Origin of the sequence: Bradyrhizobium sp. CSA207 (assembly GCF_029051685.1) — a bacterium.
Lineage (GTDB): Bacteria > Pseudomonadota > Alphaproteobacteria > Rhizobiales > Xanthobacteraceae > Bradyrhizobium.
On record NZ_JAACFT010000046.1, the window covers coordinates 12,710 to 31,647 of the forward strand.

At 58.8% G+C, this 18,938-nt stretch carries 13 protein-coding genes and 3 pseudogenes; 6 read left to right on the forward strand and 10 right to left on the reverse strand.

Annotated features, from left to right (window positions below):
- Positions 1–596 precede the first annotated feature (596 nt).
- Entirely contained in the window at positions 597–1,820 is a 1,224-nt protein-coding gene (locus tag GWG65_RS35500; RefSeq protein ID WP_148742517.1) for a site-specific integrase, read from the forward strand.
- Between the two features lie 468 nt (positions 1,821–2,288).
- Here the strand turns inward: GWG65_RS35500 and GWG65_RS35505 are convergent, their stop codons facing one another.
- The 8 genes and pseudogenes from GWG65_RS35505 to GWG65_RS35545 all read right to left on the reverse strand — a co-directional run.
- Positions 2,289–2,516: an ABC transporter substrate binding protein gene (locus GWG65_RS35505; protein ID WP_148742518.1), complete on the reverse strand. Its 228-nt coding sequence runs from the start codon at positions 2,514–2,516 to the stop codon at positions 2,289–2,291.
- Between the two features lie 19 nt (positions 2,517–2,535).
- Positions 2,536–3,192: a hypothetical protein gene (locus tag GWG65_RS35510; protein ID WP_275200096.1), complete on the reverse strand. Its 657-nt coding sequence runs from the start codon at positions 3,190–3,192 to the stop codon at positions 2,536–2,538.
- A gap of 263 nt (positions 3,193–3,455) precedes the next feature.
- The gene (locus GWG65_RS35515) at positions 3,456–3,662 is read right to left on the reverse strand and encodes a hypothetical protein (protein ID WP_187436171.1); all 207 of its coding nucleotides are present in this window, start codon (positions 3,660–3,662) and stop codon (positions 3,456–3,458) included.
- 181 nt (positions 3,663–3,843) lie between these two features.
- Positions 3,844–4,110, reverse strand: a complete 267-nt coding sequence (locus GWG65_RS35520) for a hypothetical protein (protein ID WP_148742520.1) — start codon at positions 4,108–4,110, stop codon at positions 3,844–3,846.
- A gap of 623 nt (positions 4,111–4,733) precedes the next feature.
- Positions 4,734–4,993: pseudogene (locus GWG65_RS35530) on the reverse strand (hypothetical protein); the annotation flags it as partial.
- A 704-nt stretch (positions 4,994–5,697) separates the two neighbouring features.
- On the reverse strand, positions 5,698–6,726 hold the full coding sequence (locus tag GWG65_RS35535) for an aspartate-semialdehyde dehydrogenase (RefSeq protein ID WP_275200097.1): 1,029 nt from the start codon (positions 6,724–6,726) through the stop codon (positions 5,698–5,700).
- Positions 6,727–7,457: 731 nt separating this feature from the next.
- Entirely contained in the window at positions 7,458–8,600 is a 1,143-nt protein-coding gene (locus GWG65_RS35540) for a TlpA disulfide reductase family protein (protein ID WP_148742522.1), read from the reverse strand.
- Positions 8,601–9,650: 1,050 nt separating this feature from the next.
- A pseudogene (locus tag GWG65_RS35545) lies at positions 9,651–9,734 on the reverse strand (hypothetical protein); the annotation flags it as partial.
- Positions 9,735–10,082: 348 nt separating this feature from the next.
- Between GWG65_RS35545 and GWG65_RS35550 the strand changes: the two are divergent.
- Positions 10,083–11,228: an IS630 family transposase gene (locus GWG65_RS35550; protein WP_275200098.1), complete on the forward strand. Its 1,146-nt coding sequence runs from the start codon at positions 10,083–10,085 to the stop codon at positions 11,226–11,228.
- 27 nt (positions 11,229–11,255) lie between these two features.
- Here the strand turns inward: GWG65_RS35550 and nolL are convergent, their stop codons facing one another.
- Positions 11,256–12,356, reverse strand: coding sequence for a nodulation factor fucose acetyltransferase NolL (gene nolL / locus GWG65_RS35555; RefSeq protein WP_275200099.1), 1,101 nt, complete (start codon positions 12,354–12,356; stop codon positions 11,256–11,258).
- Between the two features lie 882 nt (positions 12,357–13,238).
- Here nolL and GWG65_RS35560 point away from each other — a divergent pair.
- From GWG65_RS35560 to GWG65_RS35575, 4 genes and pseudogenes are all read left to right on the forward strand, one after another.
- The gene (locus tag GWG65_RS35560) at positions 13,239–14,459 is read left to right on the forward strand and encodes an IS630 family transposase (RefSeq protein ID WP_275200100.1); all 1,221 of its coding nucleotides are present in this window, start codon (positions 13,239–13,241) and stop codon (positions 14,457–14,459) included.
- 731 nt (positions 14,460–15,190) lie between these two features.
- Positions 15,191–15,817, forward strand: coding sequence for a sulfotransferase domain-containing protein (locus GWG65_RS35565; protein WP_148745566.1), 627 nt, complete (start codon positions 15,191–15,193; stop codon positions 15,815–15,817).
- Between the two features lie 179 nt (positions 15,818–15,996).
- Positions 15,997–16,402, forward strand: a pseudogene (locus tag GWG65_RS35570) (transposase); the annotation flags it as partial.
- A 177-nt stretch (positions 16,403–16,579) separates the two neighbouring features.
- Complete coding sequence (locus GWG65_RS35575; protein ID WP_275200116.1) at positions 16,580–17,317, forward strand: helix-turn-helix domain-containing protein; 738 nt, start codon at positions 16,580–16,582, stop codon at positions 17,315–17,317.
- A 59-nt stretch (positions 17,318–17,376) separates the two neighbouring features.
- Here the strand turns inward: GWG65_RS35575 and GWG65_RS35580 are convergent, their stop codons facing one another.
- Positions 17,377–18,933 carry an ISL3 family transposase gene (locus tag GWG65_RS35580; protein ID WP_148736740.1) on the reverse strand — a complete coding sequence of 519 codons (1,557 nt, stop codon included), beginning with the start codon at positions 18,931–18,933 and terminating at the stop codon, positions 17,377–17,379.
- Between the last annotated feature and the right edge of the window lie 5 nt (positions 18,934–18,938).

The window sequence follows — 18,938 nt, forward strand, 5'->3', positions numbered from 1 at the left end:
GAATCGCTGGGATTCCGAAGTGTGCGTGGTGTCCTCGTGTGGGCCTTGTTACGATTGCGTTGAGCTTGGTGAGTGGTTGACCCTCGCCATTCCTTTGCGCTCGCAGGGCGGCGATACGCATTTCAATCTCCGCCTCCCACTCCCCAAGGCGGGCTTTTGCCTCGTGCTTAGGCGTGTCGGCGGCGAGCTTGAGGTGAGCTTCGCGCCTGTGGCCGTAGAGGCTTTGGTACTCCTCGCGGACATCTTCAGGATTGCCCTTGCGAGCAAACCACCGGCCATCAGCAGCTCGATCTAACGCGACCATTCGCAACGCCATTTGTGCAGCCTTTTGTATTTTAGGCGGCGCAAATACGTCAGATCTATCAGTAAGATGCCGGAGTTGCAGGACAATTCAACTGTACTGGTACAGTTGGGTGGGCTCGAACCACCGACCTCCTGTTCCACAGACACCGCGACGACTTCGCCGGTAGTACGCCAATCCCGCCTTTCGTACGAAAATCACAGTATTATCAACGAACAAGCCCGCCGCCTCCCGCCTTACCTGCGCTGCAATTGGCGCTATGGTGGTAGCTATGTGGTAGCTACAGAGGTGATCGATGGCTGTCTCAAATATAACGATCCGCGCAGTGCGAGCACTGAAGCCGGGCGAGACTATTTGGGACGCAGACCACCGCGAAGCGGTGCGGGGCTTTGGCGTTCGGCGTCAACGCGATCAAGCGACCTACGTTCTCAAGTACCGAGTGTTCGGTCGGCAGCGCTTCGTGACCATCGGTCCTCACGGCGCCCCTTGGACACCAGAGCTTGCACGCAAGGAGGCCAAGCGGCTTTTGGGCTTGGTTGCGAATGGCAAAGACCCGGCGGACGAGAAAGCCAAGGCGCGCCTGCAGGCGGCCGACACCCTCCGAGCAATCGCGGATCAATATCTCGCGAACGCCAAACAAAGGCTGAAGCCCCGGACCTATTCGGAGATAGAACGTTACTTGTTGGTCAGTTGGAACCCCCTGCATCCGGTCTCGGTCTTCCAGATCACTCGCCGCCATATCTCGGCTCGTATCGCTGATTTCGCATCAGTTCATGGAGCGGTCTCAGCAGCCCGCGCTCGTACAGCCCTGTCCTCAATGTTCAACTGGGCAATACGCGAGGGCCTTGAGATCGCTGCGAACCCGGTTCTCGGCACTAACCGACCCGCGCAGCCGGGAAGCCGCGAACGGGTCCTCACGGAGACGGAGCTATCAGCCATCTGGCACGCCTGTGGCGATGACGATTACGGACGCATTGTGCGTTTGTTGCTGCTCACAGCACAACGCCGTGACGAAGTGGGCAGCATGCAATGGGCCGAACTTGACACCTTTTCGGGGTTCTGGACGCTGCCAAGCGCCCGAACCAAGAACCGTCGCGAGCATTCTCTACCATTGGTTCCCGCCGCCTTAGCCGTACTACCGCACCGCCGAAACGGCCGAGACTTCCTTTTTGGTGACGGGCCCCGACGTAGCGGTGACCCGCATCGTGGTTTCTCGGGCTGGTCCAAGTCAAAGACGGCAATTGATGCACGGATCGCGGAAGCCCTGGGCGAACCCCTGCCCCACTGGACAGTTCACGATCTTCGGAGATCGGCGTCCACGCTGATGGCCGATCGGCTTGGCGTGTTGCCACACATCGTGGAGGCTATCCTAAACCACGTCAGCGGCCATCGGGCTGGCGTTGCCGGGGTATATAACCGCGCTCGGTATGCAACCGAGATGCGCGAGGCACTTCAGCGCTGGGCACAGCACGTTGCAGCCCTGCCAGCGCAAACGCGGGGAAAGGTTGCAGCGTGGTAGCCGGCTCCGGCCCTTCTTTGAGGCAGCTGCCTGACCGTCCGGATCGTGCGGCACCGCCCTTGAGGTGTCGCCTGCGGCCTCAGCGCAGGCGTTGGGCTTACGTCCCAGCTCGGCTCCGCATTCCTCCTACGCAGTTTGGGACACGGCCGTGCTGGTTTTAAATGTGCTGGCCTTCCTCATCATCGGGCTGGAACTCGGGCCGATCATTGCCGCCAGGAGCAGACATGGCGTGACGGGCCGCTTTGCGCCACTAGCGATCGTTCAATAGCGCAGTCCTCCGCGACCATCCCGAATTGCGGGATCATATCGCTAGTCAGTTTTCGTACAGGAATGTGTTGGACGAAATATCGGCGAGGGGAGGTCGATCATATCAAGCGGCCATCATCGGCGCGAACGCTGAGCGAATTGATTGATCGATCTGGGAAGACGACTGTTTCCAACGATTTTGAATGCCGAGCACGGTGCTTTCTAAACGACGCCAGCCGGCAAAGTCGACGTCGCTTTCTGCGCCGCCGCACATCCGGGAGAGCTGGACACGACTAGGTAATCGACCTTTTCCGCCAAAACCTGCGCGATCAGTTGGGGCATGCGACCCATGTTGCCTTCGGCTGTCCGGAAGACGACGGCCATCGTGCCACCGTCCTTGTAGCCCGCATCCGACAGCCCATCGAAAAACGCTTGGTTGGTCACCGCCATCTTCGGGTAACCTTGTGCACTAGGCCAACGGAACAGATGGACAAGCTGCTGCCCGGGCAATTTCGAATCCCTGACCCGTGCTAACCGCGCGGAACGAGCAAGGGGCGTAAGGATTCGTCCCGGCAGGAGCGAATTCGATGCTGATGTTTAAGGAACGGAGGCCGGCGATTCGGACGCTGCGCGGTTGGGCGATCTGTGTGCTGCAGGAAGCCACTTGAACGTCAGTAAGTTTGACCGGCAACAACTTCGGATTTGCAATCTGGAAATCATTGGTGATTTGCGCGATCAACCTATTCCTCTGATCCGAGCTCATGTCGATCCGGAACGTACCCGACAGGATCGCGCCTGCGCGACTGGTGACTTCTCCCGAGGCCGCTTGGACAAAGTAAGATCGGCCAATACCGAAGTGCGTGGCCCTAAAGGTCTTAAGACGTTCGCCGAGCAGGACGTCCATCGCAATCGGAAGGTACCAGAACTGAGTCTTGTCCTCTGAATCCTGATAGGCGGTTACACCGAGAATGACGGTGCCGGCACTGGATTTCGGCACCGCTCTCGCTGTGGAAGTTTGCAAGCAAAGCGCCGTAAGAGCGGCAAATACGCAATAATGGAAGCCAGAGTGCCTGCTCATGTTTTCTCCCATGAAAAGATTTGCTTCAAGCAACTGAAAGAATGTCACAAGGTAAGCACAACTCAAAGTTAATTTCTACCTGTGCATGTGATGCGTGAGCGCATCACCCTGCAAGAAGTGCAGCAGCGGTGACAACCGCGGGGCCTGATCCGCGGTAGATCCTTTGTGTGGATCGGAAAGATGCGATCGCCGACCTGTGACAAGGTGACGATTCGGTCGTCATGCCAACGGCCCACGTTATCTCTTCGGTTTTGCGCGGCCGCAAGATGCAGCCGTTCGGTTGTCTGGCGTGTGATTTCGATCGTGTCCATCTAGGCAGACGACATGAAAATATCGTCTTTCTCCTCGGAGGTGACACCTGAGTTGATGAGGAGTCGCTCGAATTCGATCTTGGCGAACTTCTTGCCGTGAACATGCGCGCTAGAGTCAGCCATTGCGCCTACCAGACGCCCGCGCTCCTGCTCCAGCGCATTTGGAATTGCCATCAGTAAGATTCTGTATTGGCGGTCAATTTTCATCGCCTCCGCAATTGGTACGAAGATGCAGGCGCTGTTCGCGAGCTAGCCGTTCGGTAAGAACTGCCGCGCCTTCCCGGGCAAGGATCTCTGGCACATGCGTTCGCTCCTGGCGCGGGTGCTGCAGCTTCTGGAAAGTCGATCATTCCGATATCTTCGAACGCACGCATCTGATTGCTGCCGGCTAGACCGACATGCGCAAGGGCATGCAGGGCTTGTCATTGTTGGTGCAGGAAGCCTTGGTGGCGATCCGTTCGTCGGAGATGTCTTCGTGTTCCGCGGACGCCGCGGTTCGCTGATTGGGGCCTTGTGGCACGATGGCGATCTGCACGATACGATCGAGGTCAGCGCAATAGATTTTAGGCTGGTTTGTTCGCTCGGCTTTCGATGTCCGCACAGGTTTGTCTTCCTCGAGCAGAGTGGCCGGACCAAATGTCACGCCAGTCATCATGCCGCCTCCTTCGCCTGATCGAAGAGATCTTGGACAACATTAGATGGGACTAGCTGTGATGCGGCGATGTGCGGCCGTCCGCGGCGGCGCGACGCACGAGCTTGGGGACTTCAACCGCGACTTGCCGAGCACAAAAAGAACGCTACGCGCACGCACTCCAGTGCTTGGAAAGCGGCAGACTCAGAGAAAAGCTATTAGTCTGACCCGTGGATTAGTCTTGGCATTGACACTGAGAACGCGGGCCGTACCGAACGCATCTTCGCGTAAACATTCGGCTGCACTCGCTCCAATGTTGTTAACAAGCAGTGCTGTCGTGACACTCGCAAGGAGCCTCACAGCAGCGCTTCGCTTGGTTGTGCCCCGGATCACTAGCCTCCCCGAGCATCGTGCAACGGGCCACTGCTCTTGCGACCTTCGCAATAATTGGCTCGTTAAATGCTGCGTCTTCCCGGGCATCGTACTCAGGTGGTTGCAAACTTGCCCGCCGCGGGGCTTAAATCCGCTGCGCGAGCACGACTTAGGAGGCATTGCCTGGATCGGAAGAGGAACAGATCTCCGCATGAGCGGTCGTTCCGGCAAGCGCGTGTAGGAACTTGTCTCGTCAGGCGGCAAAGCGTAGCGCTTTCGAGTAGCGCGCGTCCTTTCTTCGTGATGGGCCATCCTTCGTTTACGCGCTCAACAAGGCGCTGAGAAAAGATGTCGAGGTTCGGCACACGAGTGGCCACTCTCTTGGTGCGGTCGGCCTCATCGCGACCGCTCGTCGCCAAAACCGCCTTATCGCGCCGCTTCAGCTCTGCCATGGGCGCGCGAAACCGTCAGGGTAGCTCACCAAAACCCTCAAAACGATGACCTGGAAGTTAACCTGCGTGACGCCGACCGCCACATAATGTGGCGTTTGGCGAAGCGCTTCGAAGCCAACAGCCTTGAGGCGTTCGCGCGTCCTCTCGCCTCTGCTGGCGGCCTCCATCAGTTTTCGACGCGATATGTGCGCGCGTGCCGGTATCGTTCGGACAAACGGTCTGGCAGATCTCCGAAAAGCCGGTGGTATCGGCACCCCAGAAAATGTGATCCCCAGCTCAAAGATATCACAATATGACCGATGCCACCCTTGAATTCAATCGGATTGCCGAGCAGGAATCCAGACAGCCCGGTCGCATCACGCGGGCGCCAGCAGTGCCCTGCAAGCCGTTCCCTTCTTGATCGTGTCTCTAGCACGTGCTTGCTACGCAGGGGAGTGGCGCTCAAGCTGACAGTTCTGTCCTTGTAACTTGGTTGTCGGCGCGGTTCGTGTGGGAGATAGGTGCAGTAGGCGAATTCTGCGTTCTGGCGACAGTTTTCGACGGATTTGAGCAGAACCTCATGCGACATTTGCCACAATTCGGATTGGCAGGAATGATGTCATTTGAGCGAGCATCTTGGAAACGGTTGCCTAGACGGGCGGGCCTCTCACACGCACAGGCACTCTTCTGTTGCCGCTGTGCGCATCCTATCGTTTGCGGCCCGCTTCTAAGGATTGAGGCTCACGATGCTGACCCGAGGCGTTTGCTTTCACCGAAGCTTAGAGCTGTCGACTCGGGGTGCGCCTGATTACAGGCCCAGCAACAGCTCCGCGATCTGCACCGCGTTCAGAGCCGCGCCCTTGAGCAGCTGATCGGCCGCCACGAACATCGAGATCGAATGCCCTGAGGGATCGCTGAAATCCTTGCGGATCCGGCCGACCAGGACGTTGTCCTGACCGGAGGCATCGATCGGCATCGGGAAGTAGTTGTTCGCGCGGTCGTCGACGACCCTTACGCCGGGTGCCTGCGCCATGATGGTGCGGACCTGGTCCTCGCTGATCGGCTTTTCGCATTCGAAGGTGATGGCCTCGCAATGGGCGCGCAGCACCGGCACGCGCACGCAGGTGACGCCGATCGCGATCTTGTCATCCTCGAAGATCTTGTGGGTCTCCTTGATGACCTTGGTCTCCTCATCATTATAGCCGGTCTCGGGATCGATCGCGGTGTTGTGGTTGAAGAGGTTGAAGGCATAGGGGTGCGGCATCACCTTGGGCGTATAGACCTGCCCGTTGAGATTGGCGCGGGTGGACTCGACAAGCTCATCCATTGCCGCGGCGCCGGCGCCGCTGGCGGCCTGGTAGGTCGAGATGATCAAGCGCTTGATGCGGTTGTTCTGGTGGATCGGCCAGAGCGGCACCAGCGCGGTGATCGCGGCGCAGTTCGGGTTGGCGATGATGCCCTTGTGGTCGCGGATGCGGTTCGCGTTGATCTCGGGGATCACCAGCGGCACGTTCGGATCCATCCGGAAGGCGGAGGAGTTGTCGACCACGACCGCTCCGGCCTTGACCGCGATTGGCGCGTACTGCTTCGAAATGCCGCTGCCGGCAGAGAACAGGGCTATGTCGACGCCGTCGAAAGCGCGCTCGGTCAATTCCTCGATAACGACGTCCTTGCCCCGGAACGATATCGTCTTGCCGGCCGAGCGGGCGCTCGCCAAGGCCTTGAGCTTGCTAACGCGAAAGCCGCACTTGTCCATGGTGGCGATGAATTCGGCGCCCACCGCACCGGTGACGCCGACAATCGCGACGACGGGATCGTTACTCACATTCTCCTCCATTGCATCAAGATCCAGACAACAAAAAAGCCCCGGACCATCGTGGGCGGGGCTTCGGTAGAGCTGACGCGTTCAGTCGACGACTACGCGCGCACGCCTCCCCGGGCCCAGAAGGCCGTGGTGGTTTTGGTCGTGCGCTTGGTGGTCGCGAACATGGCGGCGACTTATGCAGTACAGTTGCCCCAACAATTGATATTGAAGAGCCACGGATTAATGGTTTGAAGCATTCGAGATCGGACATTCTCAAGTACGCCTTCAGCATTGCCTGAACTCGGCCACCTCCTTTTTAAGGGACAACAAGTTTCTGTTCAGGTCTATCGTAGCCCAACAGAGCACTGGATCAAGGTCTGCGGCGGCGCAACCGGACGAAGACGGTCAGATGTAACGTCGATACTGGTTCCTCGGACCGTGCATTTGAGTTCTTCGAAGGCGCCGTTTGTGCGGGCGAGGCGGACATAACCACGTGAGTAGTGCTCGATGTGAGTAGCCGACTGATGATTTCGAGCTACAAAACCGCGCATGTAAAACGGGCAGCGGCATCCCCTGAATACAACTAGTGACGAGACACCCAGCAAAGAAGGGCCGCAGGGCGTCGCATCGCTTGTTGTGGGCTAGGCTTTCCTTGTGACTTGCGTGTCGCAATCGCCTAAATGATCCTAGACGTTCCGCTGGTCGCGAGTGCTTCGAAGGCGCTTACATAGCCCCGATCGTGCATCTTCGATTAACATCTTTCTTCATGTCTCTTCCTGCGGCTGCACTTTGGGAGCTCCAGGAGACTTTTCCTGCGAAATCGAACAAGACCCGCTGCAACAAACCTTCTCGCCCCTGTAGGTGGCCAAGGTTTGGAGCAACTTCGGCATATAATGCTCTTTCGCACCGTCCGGCACTTTCGGATCGTCTAGCCATGTCATTGCCCGCTCGATCAGCTCGATCGCGCGTTGCTTGTCACCACTCTCGTAGTAATACTGAGCGACCACCCCATAAGAATAGAAGTCGAGGCCGTTGGCTTGCCCAGGATTGAGGATATGTTCCGACACATCCCTGCCGATCGCAAAGCGCTCCGCACGCGGAAGGTAGGCCCTATCGTGATCCGGATCGAAGAGTTGCCTCATCACGATATTCAGCCCCCACACAGCCTCTGAGTGTTTGTCAATCGCATCTCGAACCAGTTGGCGTAAGACCTGGAACCCGGTCGCCGTGTCGCGCATTTTGTGAAGCAACAGATCCGCATGAATCTCGCGGAACTCGAGATTGTCCGGCATCGTGGCAATGCTCTCTTCGACCGCTGAGAGCGCTGCCGGCCAATCCTTTGCTTTTATCGCCGATCGAATTGTCCGGCGGATTGAGTCTTCGCGCGCCACGCGTTGGTTTTCCGCAATCCGTTTCGCTTCGGCGGCTTTAGCTTGATCGCTGCTGCGCCAAGTGCCGTTGATAATTTTCGGCAAGACGTCGTCGATTTGGATCGCATTATCAATAAAGGCAATGTGGCCGTCGCGGTCGACGACGAACGATGTCGGAATCGTAAGAGAAGAGCTGGCATCCATCCAAAGCTTGTTCATTTCGCCTGTACTGTCGAACCCGATTCGATAGTTCAGATTTGAGAACTTTTCAGTCAACCATGCGTCCAACTTGGTGCGAGCCTCATCCGCCGTTGGTGCTTTTTCATTAGCTGCGACTCCGACGACCTCAACCCCTTCGTCTTTGTATTTTGCTTGCAGCTCTATCAGATGAGGCATCGCCTCCACACATGGGCCGCACCAACTTGCCCAAAATTCGACGATGTACACTTTCCCTGACTGGAAGTTCGTGAGGGGCTCGCCACGCAGCCAGTTTTCGACTTTGAGCGAAGGAGCCGGGGACTTAATGCATAGCGCCATGATACTCTCCAAAGTTACCGACCTTGTCGGTTCACCTTAGTTAGCAATCACCGTGCCAGGCTGTCCGCACGCACTAAGCACATGACAAAGCTTTGAAAAACATCCACACGCCCAGTAAGGTCCCCTGTAGGTAACCTGACATGTTTGCGTCGGCGTCGGATTTCGGGCACGCATCGCGTCCTTCGTGCCGCAGATCGTCATGCGAATGCGCATCCGTGAGCCGCGCTGCGCCAGTAGGGAGGCGCGTGAGAAACCGGATGGTGCCCGCTGACCGACAAATTTCAAGCGTCCGGACGTGGGGTCGCAAGAGACAACAGCGGTCAGCATCGGACACGGCACCAGCTTTCCGAACCGAGCACAAAGCTGCCTTCGGCGCGGTCCAGATGACCGCGGAAGCCGATGACCTCGTGCGCGAGCTGCTCCGTCGGAATCGCAGGCGCGAAAACCGGTGCGAGCCCTGCTTGAACATAGGAAGCCAACTCTACCTGGCCTGGCGCAGTTACTCCCGTCGCCGTGTTGGTCTTCGCGCATTCCGGTTTCGACCAGTCGCGGGGGAGACTAAAGGAACAGGAGGGCTCAACAGGATAGGGCGGAGATTGGAGATGGTACTGACCGCCTCGGGGCCAGCTCCGCACATCCGCTGCACGATGGTGTGGCCAGGACAACTTGCGGCTCTTCCTTCGCATTGGTGTTGGCAATAGCGCTGAGGCAAATCCGCGCCCGATTTGAGTGTTTGGTACCTGACGCAGGGAAGAAACTCACAGGATACGTGAACCGCGCTCGTGAAAAACGCTCAACGATGACACGTAACCAGGAATGCCTGGCTTATAATGAGGCCGGACGCTGAGAATGTTGAATTCGAACCCGCAGCACATTGGGTCCACGACCCGTAAACGGGCATCGTGGAGGCGGTCTGCCCGGTTGAAATTCACCCCACATCTCTCGAGAACGCGTGGTGCAGGCTGCGCGAGCCTGCAGAGTGATGGTATCGCCGGGCCGCGCCCTTGTTGTAACTCCAGGACTGGCCGGCATTGATGGTCCTCGGCGTTCTCATCCAGTAGTCGGTCGGGTGCAGGCGAACATCAGTAAGATGTGGATCGACGGCGGCGCAACGAGCCCGCCATACGGGGTTTTCCTCGCGTAAGCTTCGTCGAAATAGAGCGGGTGATCTTCGCCGGACTGAGCGGCAGTAGAGCTGGATCTTCCAGTGTCAGCTTGTAAGGGATCGTCGTGCGCGGCTCATCAAGAACGTGATGCGAGATGCAGGAGTCGCAACCCTCGCCGCGTCGCCGAAAGGTCTGCGCCACAGCTTCGGCGTCACGGCATTCCAGGCAAAAGTACCGCCTCATCTTGTGCAGCGATGGCTCGGGCATGCGTCGCTGCGGACCACTAGACGACCGATTCCGTGAACTTGGCAGTCATGGAACGGGACGTTTGTTTGTGGATTCCTCGTTTGGGATTGACTGAACGAGGAGTTTCATCATGGCAGGATGGCGGCAAGCGGTCGAGTTGGCGATGACCGATGAAGAGATCGAAACGTTGACGGCTCTTTCGCGGTCGAGGACCGAACCGGCGCGCCGGGTGTCGCGGGCCGCGATGCTGCTTGCCTACCGCGAGACCCCGTCGTTCTTTGCGGTGGGACGAAGACTTGGCGCCCATCATCAGACGGTCCAGCGCTGCGTCGAGCGGGCGGCGGCCGATGGCGCGCTGGCAGCGCTCGACGAGCGCCCGCGACCGGGCAAGGAGCCGGTGATCACGCCGGCGGCCAAGGCCTGGCTGGTGTCTCTGGCGTGCGACAAGGCCAAGGAGCACGGCTATCCGCACGAATTGTGGACGACGCGGCTGCTGGCCCGCCATGCGCGCGAGCACGGACCGGGGGCCGGACATGAATGTCTCGCCCATCTGGTTCAGGGCACGGTGTGCAAGCTTCTCGGCCAGGAGGAAATCAAGCCGCACAAGGTGCGCTACTATCTTGAAAGCCGTGACGCCGAGTTCGAGCAGAAGATGGCGGAGGTTCTGTATGTCTATCGCGAGGTCCAGGTCCTGAAAAAAGCCGCCGCCCGGTCGAAGAAATCGGACAAGCCGGTCGCGATCGTCTCCTACGACGAGAAGCCGGGGATCCAGGCCATCGCGACGACAGCGCCGGATCTGCCGCCAGTGCCGGGCGTGCATGCGACCTTCGTGCGCGATCATGAGTACAAACGTCACGGCACGCTCAGCCTGTTGGCGGGGATTGACCTGCTCACCGGGAAGGTCCACGCGCTCGTCAAAGACCGCCACCGCAGCCGAGAGTTCATCGAATTCCTCAAGCTCCTTGATGCCGCTTATCCGGCCAGGACCGCGATCAAGTTGATCCTCGACAATCATTCCGCGCACATCTCGCGAGAAACCAGAGCCTGGCTCGACACACGACCGGCAGGCCGCTTCCAGTTTACCTTCACGCCCAAGCACGGCTCCTGGCTCAACCTCATCGAGGGCTTCTTCTCCAAGTTCGCCCGCTCCGTCCTGCGTCACATCCGGGTGACATCAAAGCACGAACTCAAAGAGCGCGTCATGGCCGGAATTGACGAGGTCAATCGCCGTGCCGTCGTCCATACCTGGTCCCACAAACTCGCCGAGGCCACCTGATATGATTCGAACCAAGGAAACGCTGACCTAGTTCATTGCAGGTTTAGCCTGCGAAAGACCTGAACGTGCTGGCGTTCCAAGGACGAGCTGAGACAGATATGGAACCGTTCGAACAATCGAGCGGACCGTCAGTGCGAACACAACAATGGAGGCTCCGAGCGTACCGGCGACGGCAAAACGGGTCGTGAGATCCCAACGTTCTCCGAACTGCATGAAATCCATGAGACGGAAAACGGTACCCTGGACCAGGTAGAGCAGAAGCGTGCTCTGGCCCAACTCCACAGCGATAAAGCGGCCCGCTCGATTTGAACGGCCAATGCGCCAGCATAGCAAGAAGAGTTCAATAGCGATTGCTGAAGCAGCTGCAGAGCCAACAAACATCAAAAACACGTTTTTAGCCGACCTAAAATCGTGAATGATGGCAAGATTATTATAGATATAAGTATCCTTGCTCCAAGCTAGAAAGCCTACGCAAGTCACTATCGAGAGAAATACAATCAGGAGCATCTTCCCAGATCGCACTGTACTCATCCATCGTTCTCGCGATTGAGCCAACAAGAATCCCAAGCAGAAGAACGGGTAAGTGAATTTGATCAGAGGAGATATGGAAAATGTCACGGGCGCGAGCGCAACCAGTACGGCTGATCCAGATATGACCCACGATCCGTGCTTGAGATTGGTAAGTATCTTGACGAGAAGGTAGGAAACAAAGGTGGCCCAGATGAACCAGTATGTGCCAGCGAAGTCGTGTACAAATTCCAGAGGCCCGCTCGTTACCCCAAATTTGGCGGTCTCCATGAAGGCCCACCAAAACAGCATCGGCAGCAGGAGCTGCTTCGCACGATCGCTGGCGGCTCTAGTGAACGACTTGCGCAGCAGCGATCGACAAGAAAGGTATCCACTTATCGCCATAAAGAGCGGCATGTGAAACATATAGATCGACTTGTAGTACGGCGAATACCAAAACCCATCATCTCGGTAGATGATGTGCTGGATCAAATGCCCCACGATCACCAAAATAATGAGCGCACCTTTCGCGAAATCTAACTGTAGATCTCGGTCGTTTGCTCCCGGTGTACGCGGCTCGTGTGCGATCGATCCAGTCACGGTTGCCAATGTGTCAAACATCTAAATATCTGTGTTCCGATGAGCCGGTGGCCGGTTGTCTCTTTCTTTTCTGCCTCATTGTTCGGCTAAATGAAAGGTGTCGATGTGACAATTTGGATGCAAAAATAGGCTCGGGCTTCTGAGGCGCTGAAACCGTTGATTGCGGTTGCAGCTATGCTGCAAACCGCTAAGGGTGGGGTCGCCGCTGCGCAATGTACGGTTCTGAATGATGTCCACACCCATGCTGGGAGGCGTGAAACTCGCTGGTTGGTATGTATCCGGTGAAGGCGTCTGGTTTGATCCTATTACCTGATCTGCTTGGGTTCAGCAGGGTGAGCCACGTTCTCAGAACGGCAGTTCTAGGCGGGAGAGCGTAAATGCGCTTGTCGGGCCCGCGTGCAGGACGTCGCGAGCCAAGCTTGTCGATCAATATCGTTGGCCTGGGCGGTGGCGATCAGGCTGAAGGTCGCAACGTCGCGGCGGCGGCCCTCACTTGTGGACGAGCTCACACACGACGCAAATTGACCAGCTCTCCGCAGAGCCCTGTCACAGCATATTACGATGTTCCACTCGACTCTGCGCCAACGAGCTCACCTCCGGCAGACCTCAGACTTGAAAACTCGGATAAACCAGCTCGGCGAGAGGCCCTCGCAACTCTGAGGTGCTAGGTAAAAGGTGCTGCTCGCGCTCAGGTGGTGGTGGAGAAGCGCAGCGGGGGTGTTCTCGCGCATTAACCGACTCGGCGGAGCACAGACAGCCTCGACAATCCAAGCCTCGCGTCCATGATCATGGCCTCAAAGCTTCTGACCATTTCGGGCGATATGCGAGGAATTGCGCCAACACTTGCGCGGCGATACTATTCTAGCAAGTTTCTTTCGTGTGCCTGCAAACTAGACGACAGTCATGGAACGGGACGTTTGTTTGTGGATTCCTCGTTTGGGATTGACTGAACGAGGAGTTTCATCATGGCAGGATGGCATGGCAGGATGGCGGCAAGCGGTCGAGTTGGCGATGACCGACGAAGAGATTGAAACGTTGACGGCTCTTTCGCGGTCGAGGACCGAACCGGCACGCCGGGTATCGCGGGCCGCGATGCTGCTTGCCTACCGCGAGATCCCGTCGTTCTTTGCGGTGGGACGAAGACTTGGCGCCCATCATCAGACGGTCCAGCGCTGCGTCGAGCGGGCGGCGGCCGATGGCGCGCTGGCGGCGCTCGACGAGCGCCCGCGACCGGGCAAGGAGCCGGTGATCACGCCGGCGGCCAAGGCCTGGCTGGTGTCTCTGGCGTGCGACAAGGCCAGGGAGCATGGCTATCCGCACGAGTTGTGGACGACGCGGCTGCTGGCCCGCCATGCCCGCGAGCACGGACCAGAGGCCGGACATGAATGTCTCGCCCGTCTGGTTCAGGGCACGGTGTGCAAGCTTCTCGGTCAGGAGGAAATCAAGCCGCACAAGGTGCGCTACTATCTTGAAAACCGCGACGCCGAGTTCGAGCAGAAGATGGCGGAGGTTCTGTATGTCTATCGCGAGGTCCAGGTCCTGAAAAAAGCCGCCGCCCGGTCGAAGAAGTCGGACAAGTCGGTAGCGATCGTCTCCTACGACGAGAAGCCGGGGATCCAGGCCATCGCAACGACAGCGCCGGATCTGCCGCCAGTGCCGGGCGTGGATGCGACCTTCGCCCGCGATCATGAGTACAAACGTCACGGCACGCTCAGCCTGTTGGCGGGGATTGACCTGCTCACCGGGAAGGTCCACGCGCTCGTCAAAGACCGCCACCGCAGCCGAGAGTTCATAGAATTCCTCAAGCTCCTCGATGCCGCCTATCCGGCCAGGACCGCGATCAAGTTGATCCTCGATAATCATTCCGCGCACATCTCGAGAGAAACCAGCGCCTGGCTCGACACACGACCGGCAGGCCGCTTCCAGTTTACCTTCACGCCCAAGCACGGCTCCTGGCTCAACCTTATCGAGGGCTTCTTCTCCAAGTTCGCCCGCTCCGTCCTGCGTCACATCCGGATTACATCAAAGCACGAACTCAAAGAGCGCGTCATGGCCGGAATTGACGACGTCAATCGCCATCCCGTCGTCCATACCTGGTCCTACAAACTCGCCGAGGCCACCTGATATGATTCGAACCAAGGAAACGCTGACCTAGACGCCGAGCCCCAAGTGCCGGAGCGTGTTAGGCTACCGGCGAGCTTCTCCAACCGAGGCCGCCATGCCGTAAAGCTGCGCGCAGCTAACGACCGTCGTTCAGCGCTGAGGCGCTCGCGCTGTTTGCCGGGATCGAGCGCATGCCGCAGCGAGGTCAGAAGTTCGAGGGTCGCTCGCGAGCGTTGGCTCGTCTGCTTGGCCCCGTCAGCGAATGGTGGACTGGAAACCATGTAAACGACCGCAGCGCCAAGCCGTGTCACCCGCTGGGATACGTCGCGCGCGAGGACTGGCTTCGCTGTCGCGAGGTGCGTGTCGCGCTGTTTGCGGCAGCCTCCGCGCGACGAGCGCTGGGCCGCCGAGCTGCTCAAGCGTCTGCTTGATGCCAGGTTGTCGCCGTTCGAACCCGATGCGGTTGCCGTATGCGAAGCCGCCGAGGCCGAGGCGAAGCGCCCGACGCCTCCGAAGTGACGCGGAGGATCCCGACATGCCGATAAGCTTACGGGCGCAGCCGCGCGGCGTTAATGGGTGCATGCCTCACAAGAGCCCCCGTCGCGACGCTCACCACGGATATGTCAGGAGGGCATATTGACCTAATAGCGTGTAAGTCATGGTCGGCCGCTGGCCTCTTCAGGCTCTAAAAACCCATTTGACGCCACGGGTGCGGCTGATAGGGTTGGAATTGGAACCGGTGGGAGAAAGCTATGCGGGTTATTCTAGCGGCTGGTACACAGCGTTCTGGAAGCACATGGGTCTTCAATGTAGCTCGATTAATCTTGAGAACTCAGGACCCGAACTTAAAGACAGCATGGATCGACGATTATGTGCCGGGAACAGAAACGTCGGCGCTATTGAAAATTCACATCCCTGACGATCAATGGAGCGAGAGAGCGGAAACTGTACTAACTTGCCATCGCGATCTGCGTGACGTTATCGTGTCCCTTCATGATCGTGGTTGGGTGAACAAGGACGATAAAGGCGCTGCTCTCGCCGCTGCAAAAACTACGCGCGAATGTCATGAGTATTGGTCAGCACGATCCGACATCGATCTATCCTACGTCGAAATCATAAATCATCCGCAAACCTCGGCGCAGAGGATAGCGAGGGCTTGTGGGATATCTATTGACCCGAATACGGCTGCTCAAATTGTCCACGAAGTAGATGGCCTCATTGATGGAGTTGCTTCTTACAACACGGAGAACCAGCTACACCCAAACCATCGGCGCGACGGTCGGATAGGTCGGTGGATTGGCAATCTGAATGCAGATACGGCCGAGGCAATCGTTTCCGATAATCGGGACTGGTTTGTTCGTTTTGGGTATCTTACTTGAACCTCAACTTCGCTGCGGCGACCGTTGCGAACTCGCTGTCAAGCGGGATGCCGCAGCGCTCACCGCTTCGCCAGCTTGAAAACGTTGCTCGCGGCTGTCTCCAGCGCCGGTCCGAGCGACGGCAGGGTCTTGCGCGTGATCTCGTCGGTGAAGTCGAGGATCGACGCCGCCAGGCGCAACTGGCGCCGTTGCTCAACGGGATCAGGGCTATTCTGGGGACCAATCCCGACGAAGTGTCGGCCGACGCCGGCTACTACTCCGCCGCCAATCTTCGCGCGATCAAACGGCGGCGCATTGAGGGCTACATCGCCAACCGGAAGGCAGAAGCACGGCACCAAGTCCGCCACCGCGGAACAGCCTTCAAGAGCCGGCTCGCTGATCGCCAAGATGAGCACCAAGCTCAAGCGCGCCGGCTACCGAAGTCGCTACCGCTTGCGTAAGCAGATCGTCGAACCCGTGTTCGGACAGATCAAACAGGCAAGAGGGTTCAGGCAATTCCTGCTGCGCGGCATCGACAAAGTGAAGCCCGAATGGGCCCTGATTTGCACCGCTCACAACCTCGTCAAGCTGGGGAGGGCCGCATGAGCCGCTATCATTCGGATAAAACTGGCTTCCCGATGCTAACTGGACAGGCTCCTAGACGACCGATTCCGTGAACTTGGCAGTCATGGAACGGGACGTTTGTTTGTGGATTCCTCGTTTGGGATTGACTGAACGAGGAGTTTCATCATGGCAGGATGGCGGCAAGCGGTCGAGTTGGCGATGACCGACGAAGAGATTGAAACGTTGACGGCTCTTTCGCGGTCGAGGACCGAACCGGCACGCCGGGTATCGCGGGCCGCGATGCTGCTTGCCTACCGCGAGATCCCGTCGTTCTTTGCGGTGGGACGAAGACTTGGCGCCCATCATCAGACGGTCCAGCGCTGCGTCGAGCGGGCGGCGGCCGATGGCGCGCTGGCGGCGCTCGACGAGCGCCCGCGACCGGGCAAGGAGCCGGTGATCACGCCGGCGGCCAAGGCCTGGCTGGTGTCTCTGGCGTGCGACAAGGCCAGGGAGCATGGCTATCCGCACGAGTTGTGGACGACGCGGCTGCTGGCCCGCCATGCCCGCGAGCACGGACCAGAGGCCGGACATGAATGTCTCGCCCGTCTGGTTCAGGGCACGGTGTGCAAGCTTCTCGGTCAGGAGGAAATCAAGCCGCACAAGGTGCGCTACTATCTTGAAAACCGCGACGCCGAGTTCGAGCAGAAGATGGCGGAGGTTCTGTATGTCTATCGCGAGGTCCAGGTCCTGAAAAAAGCCGCCGCCCGGTCGAAGAAGTCGGACAAACCGGTCGCGATCGTCTCCTACGACGAGAAGCCGGGGATCCAGGCCATCGCAACGACAGCGCCGGATCTGCCGCCAGTGCCGGGCGTGCATGCGACCTTCGCCCGCGATCATGAGTACAAACGTCACGGCACGCTCAGCCTGTCAATCGGCTTGCAAATTCTGACCCCCTAAGCCAGGGGATCGGCGTCCAAAATTGGCTCTGCGCTGACGCAGTTTTGGTGCAGCTCCGATTATTCTGCGCCGATTAGCCTGGCTTGAAGCAAATCGATTTTGCCACGGCCGTACATTTGGCGTCTGACGAGCTTGAGGCGCGTGATCTGACCCTCAGTCTGTCCGTTGGACCATGGCGAGGTGATCGCCGCTCGAACCGCCGCTTCATCGCTCGTTACGCCGCGGGCGAACGATGCGACAAGACTGGCGCGAGCGCGCTCGATCCAGGGTGACAACTCGGCGGCGGCTCGGCGCCGAATCATCAAGTGGAATTCGGCGATGATCTCGCGTGCCTCGACCAAGGCTGGCACGCCAGCTTCTACCGCCGCGACCGTCACCGTCTCTGCCTTCGATAGCGTATCCCGTCCGACGGTCATGAGACGAGCGATCGTTCTGGCCGATGGAATCCGATGAAGAGTTTCGACATCAGTCTTTTCGGCCCGCCGTCTACGAGTCGTCCATTCGCCGACAACACGAAGGGAGCCTCGGAAACCGCGCGCCCGTAAGCGGCGCCAAAGTTCAGCGCCGTTTCGGCAACCGGCTGCCCATTGATCGTCGAGCCATGGCAGGTGCTGATCGAGAGAACTCTCCCGGGTCCGGAAGACATCATGGCGTTCGCCGCGGATCACCTGTCGTACCAGCCCCCTGCTGTGGCCCGTCTGGCGCACGATCTGCTTGATCGGCATTCCACCTTTCGACAGGCTCAAGATGGTCGCGTTGGCCTCGTCGCGCCGGAGATAGCCCTCATATTGGAGACGCTCCGCAGCTGTTAGCAGCTCGGGATCGATCGTCGTTGCTCCGATTGCGCTGCGGATCTGGCGCATCGATTTTCGGACGGCATCGAGGAAGGCCCGACTGGCGTTCTCCATCAGATGCCAACGATCTGCGACCTGTACCGCGTGCGGCAGGGCCTTCGCTGCGGCTTCGCCATATCCTCCACCGCGGTCACGAGCGACGATCGCGATCGTGGGATGAGCAGCGAGCCAGGCCTGGGCGGTCGCGGGCTCACGGTCCGGCAGCAGGGTGACCACCCGGCGCCTTTCCAGGTTGCAGATGATGCTGGCGTATCGGTGATTGCGCCGCCAGGCCCAATCATCAATGCCGATAACCCTGAGCGGGTCAGCTGGTGCACGGCTACGGCGTCGAACCACCCGGAGGAGCGTATCCTTGCTCACCGGCAGCATCAGCCGCTTTGCGAAGCCTGCCGCCGGCCGTCCGCCAAGCGCCAGACCGAGGTGATGGACAATGGAGTCCAGCCTCGCCGTGCGTCGCGCTGATGGCGCCAGCACTCCTTCGGCGAAGCGCTCAGTAAAGATTTGGCGCCTGCACAGGACGGCGTCGCAGCGGAAGCGGCGGGCGACCACCAGGAGCTGTACGATCCGCCCCGAAAGCGGGAGGTCAGTTACGCGTCGCCGATACCGGCTATGGACACGTCGGGAAACTGTTCCGCACAAGGGACACAGGCCGACGCTTCCGGACGCCCGGATCTCAATAACGGCCTTATCACCTTCGTAGTACGCACTCTCTACAACAAACCCACGCGGCACCAGACTGGAGCGGTGGAGTGCTTGCTGCATGGCTT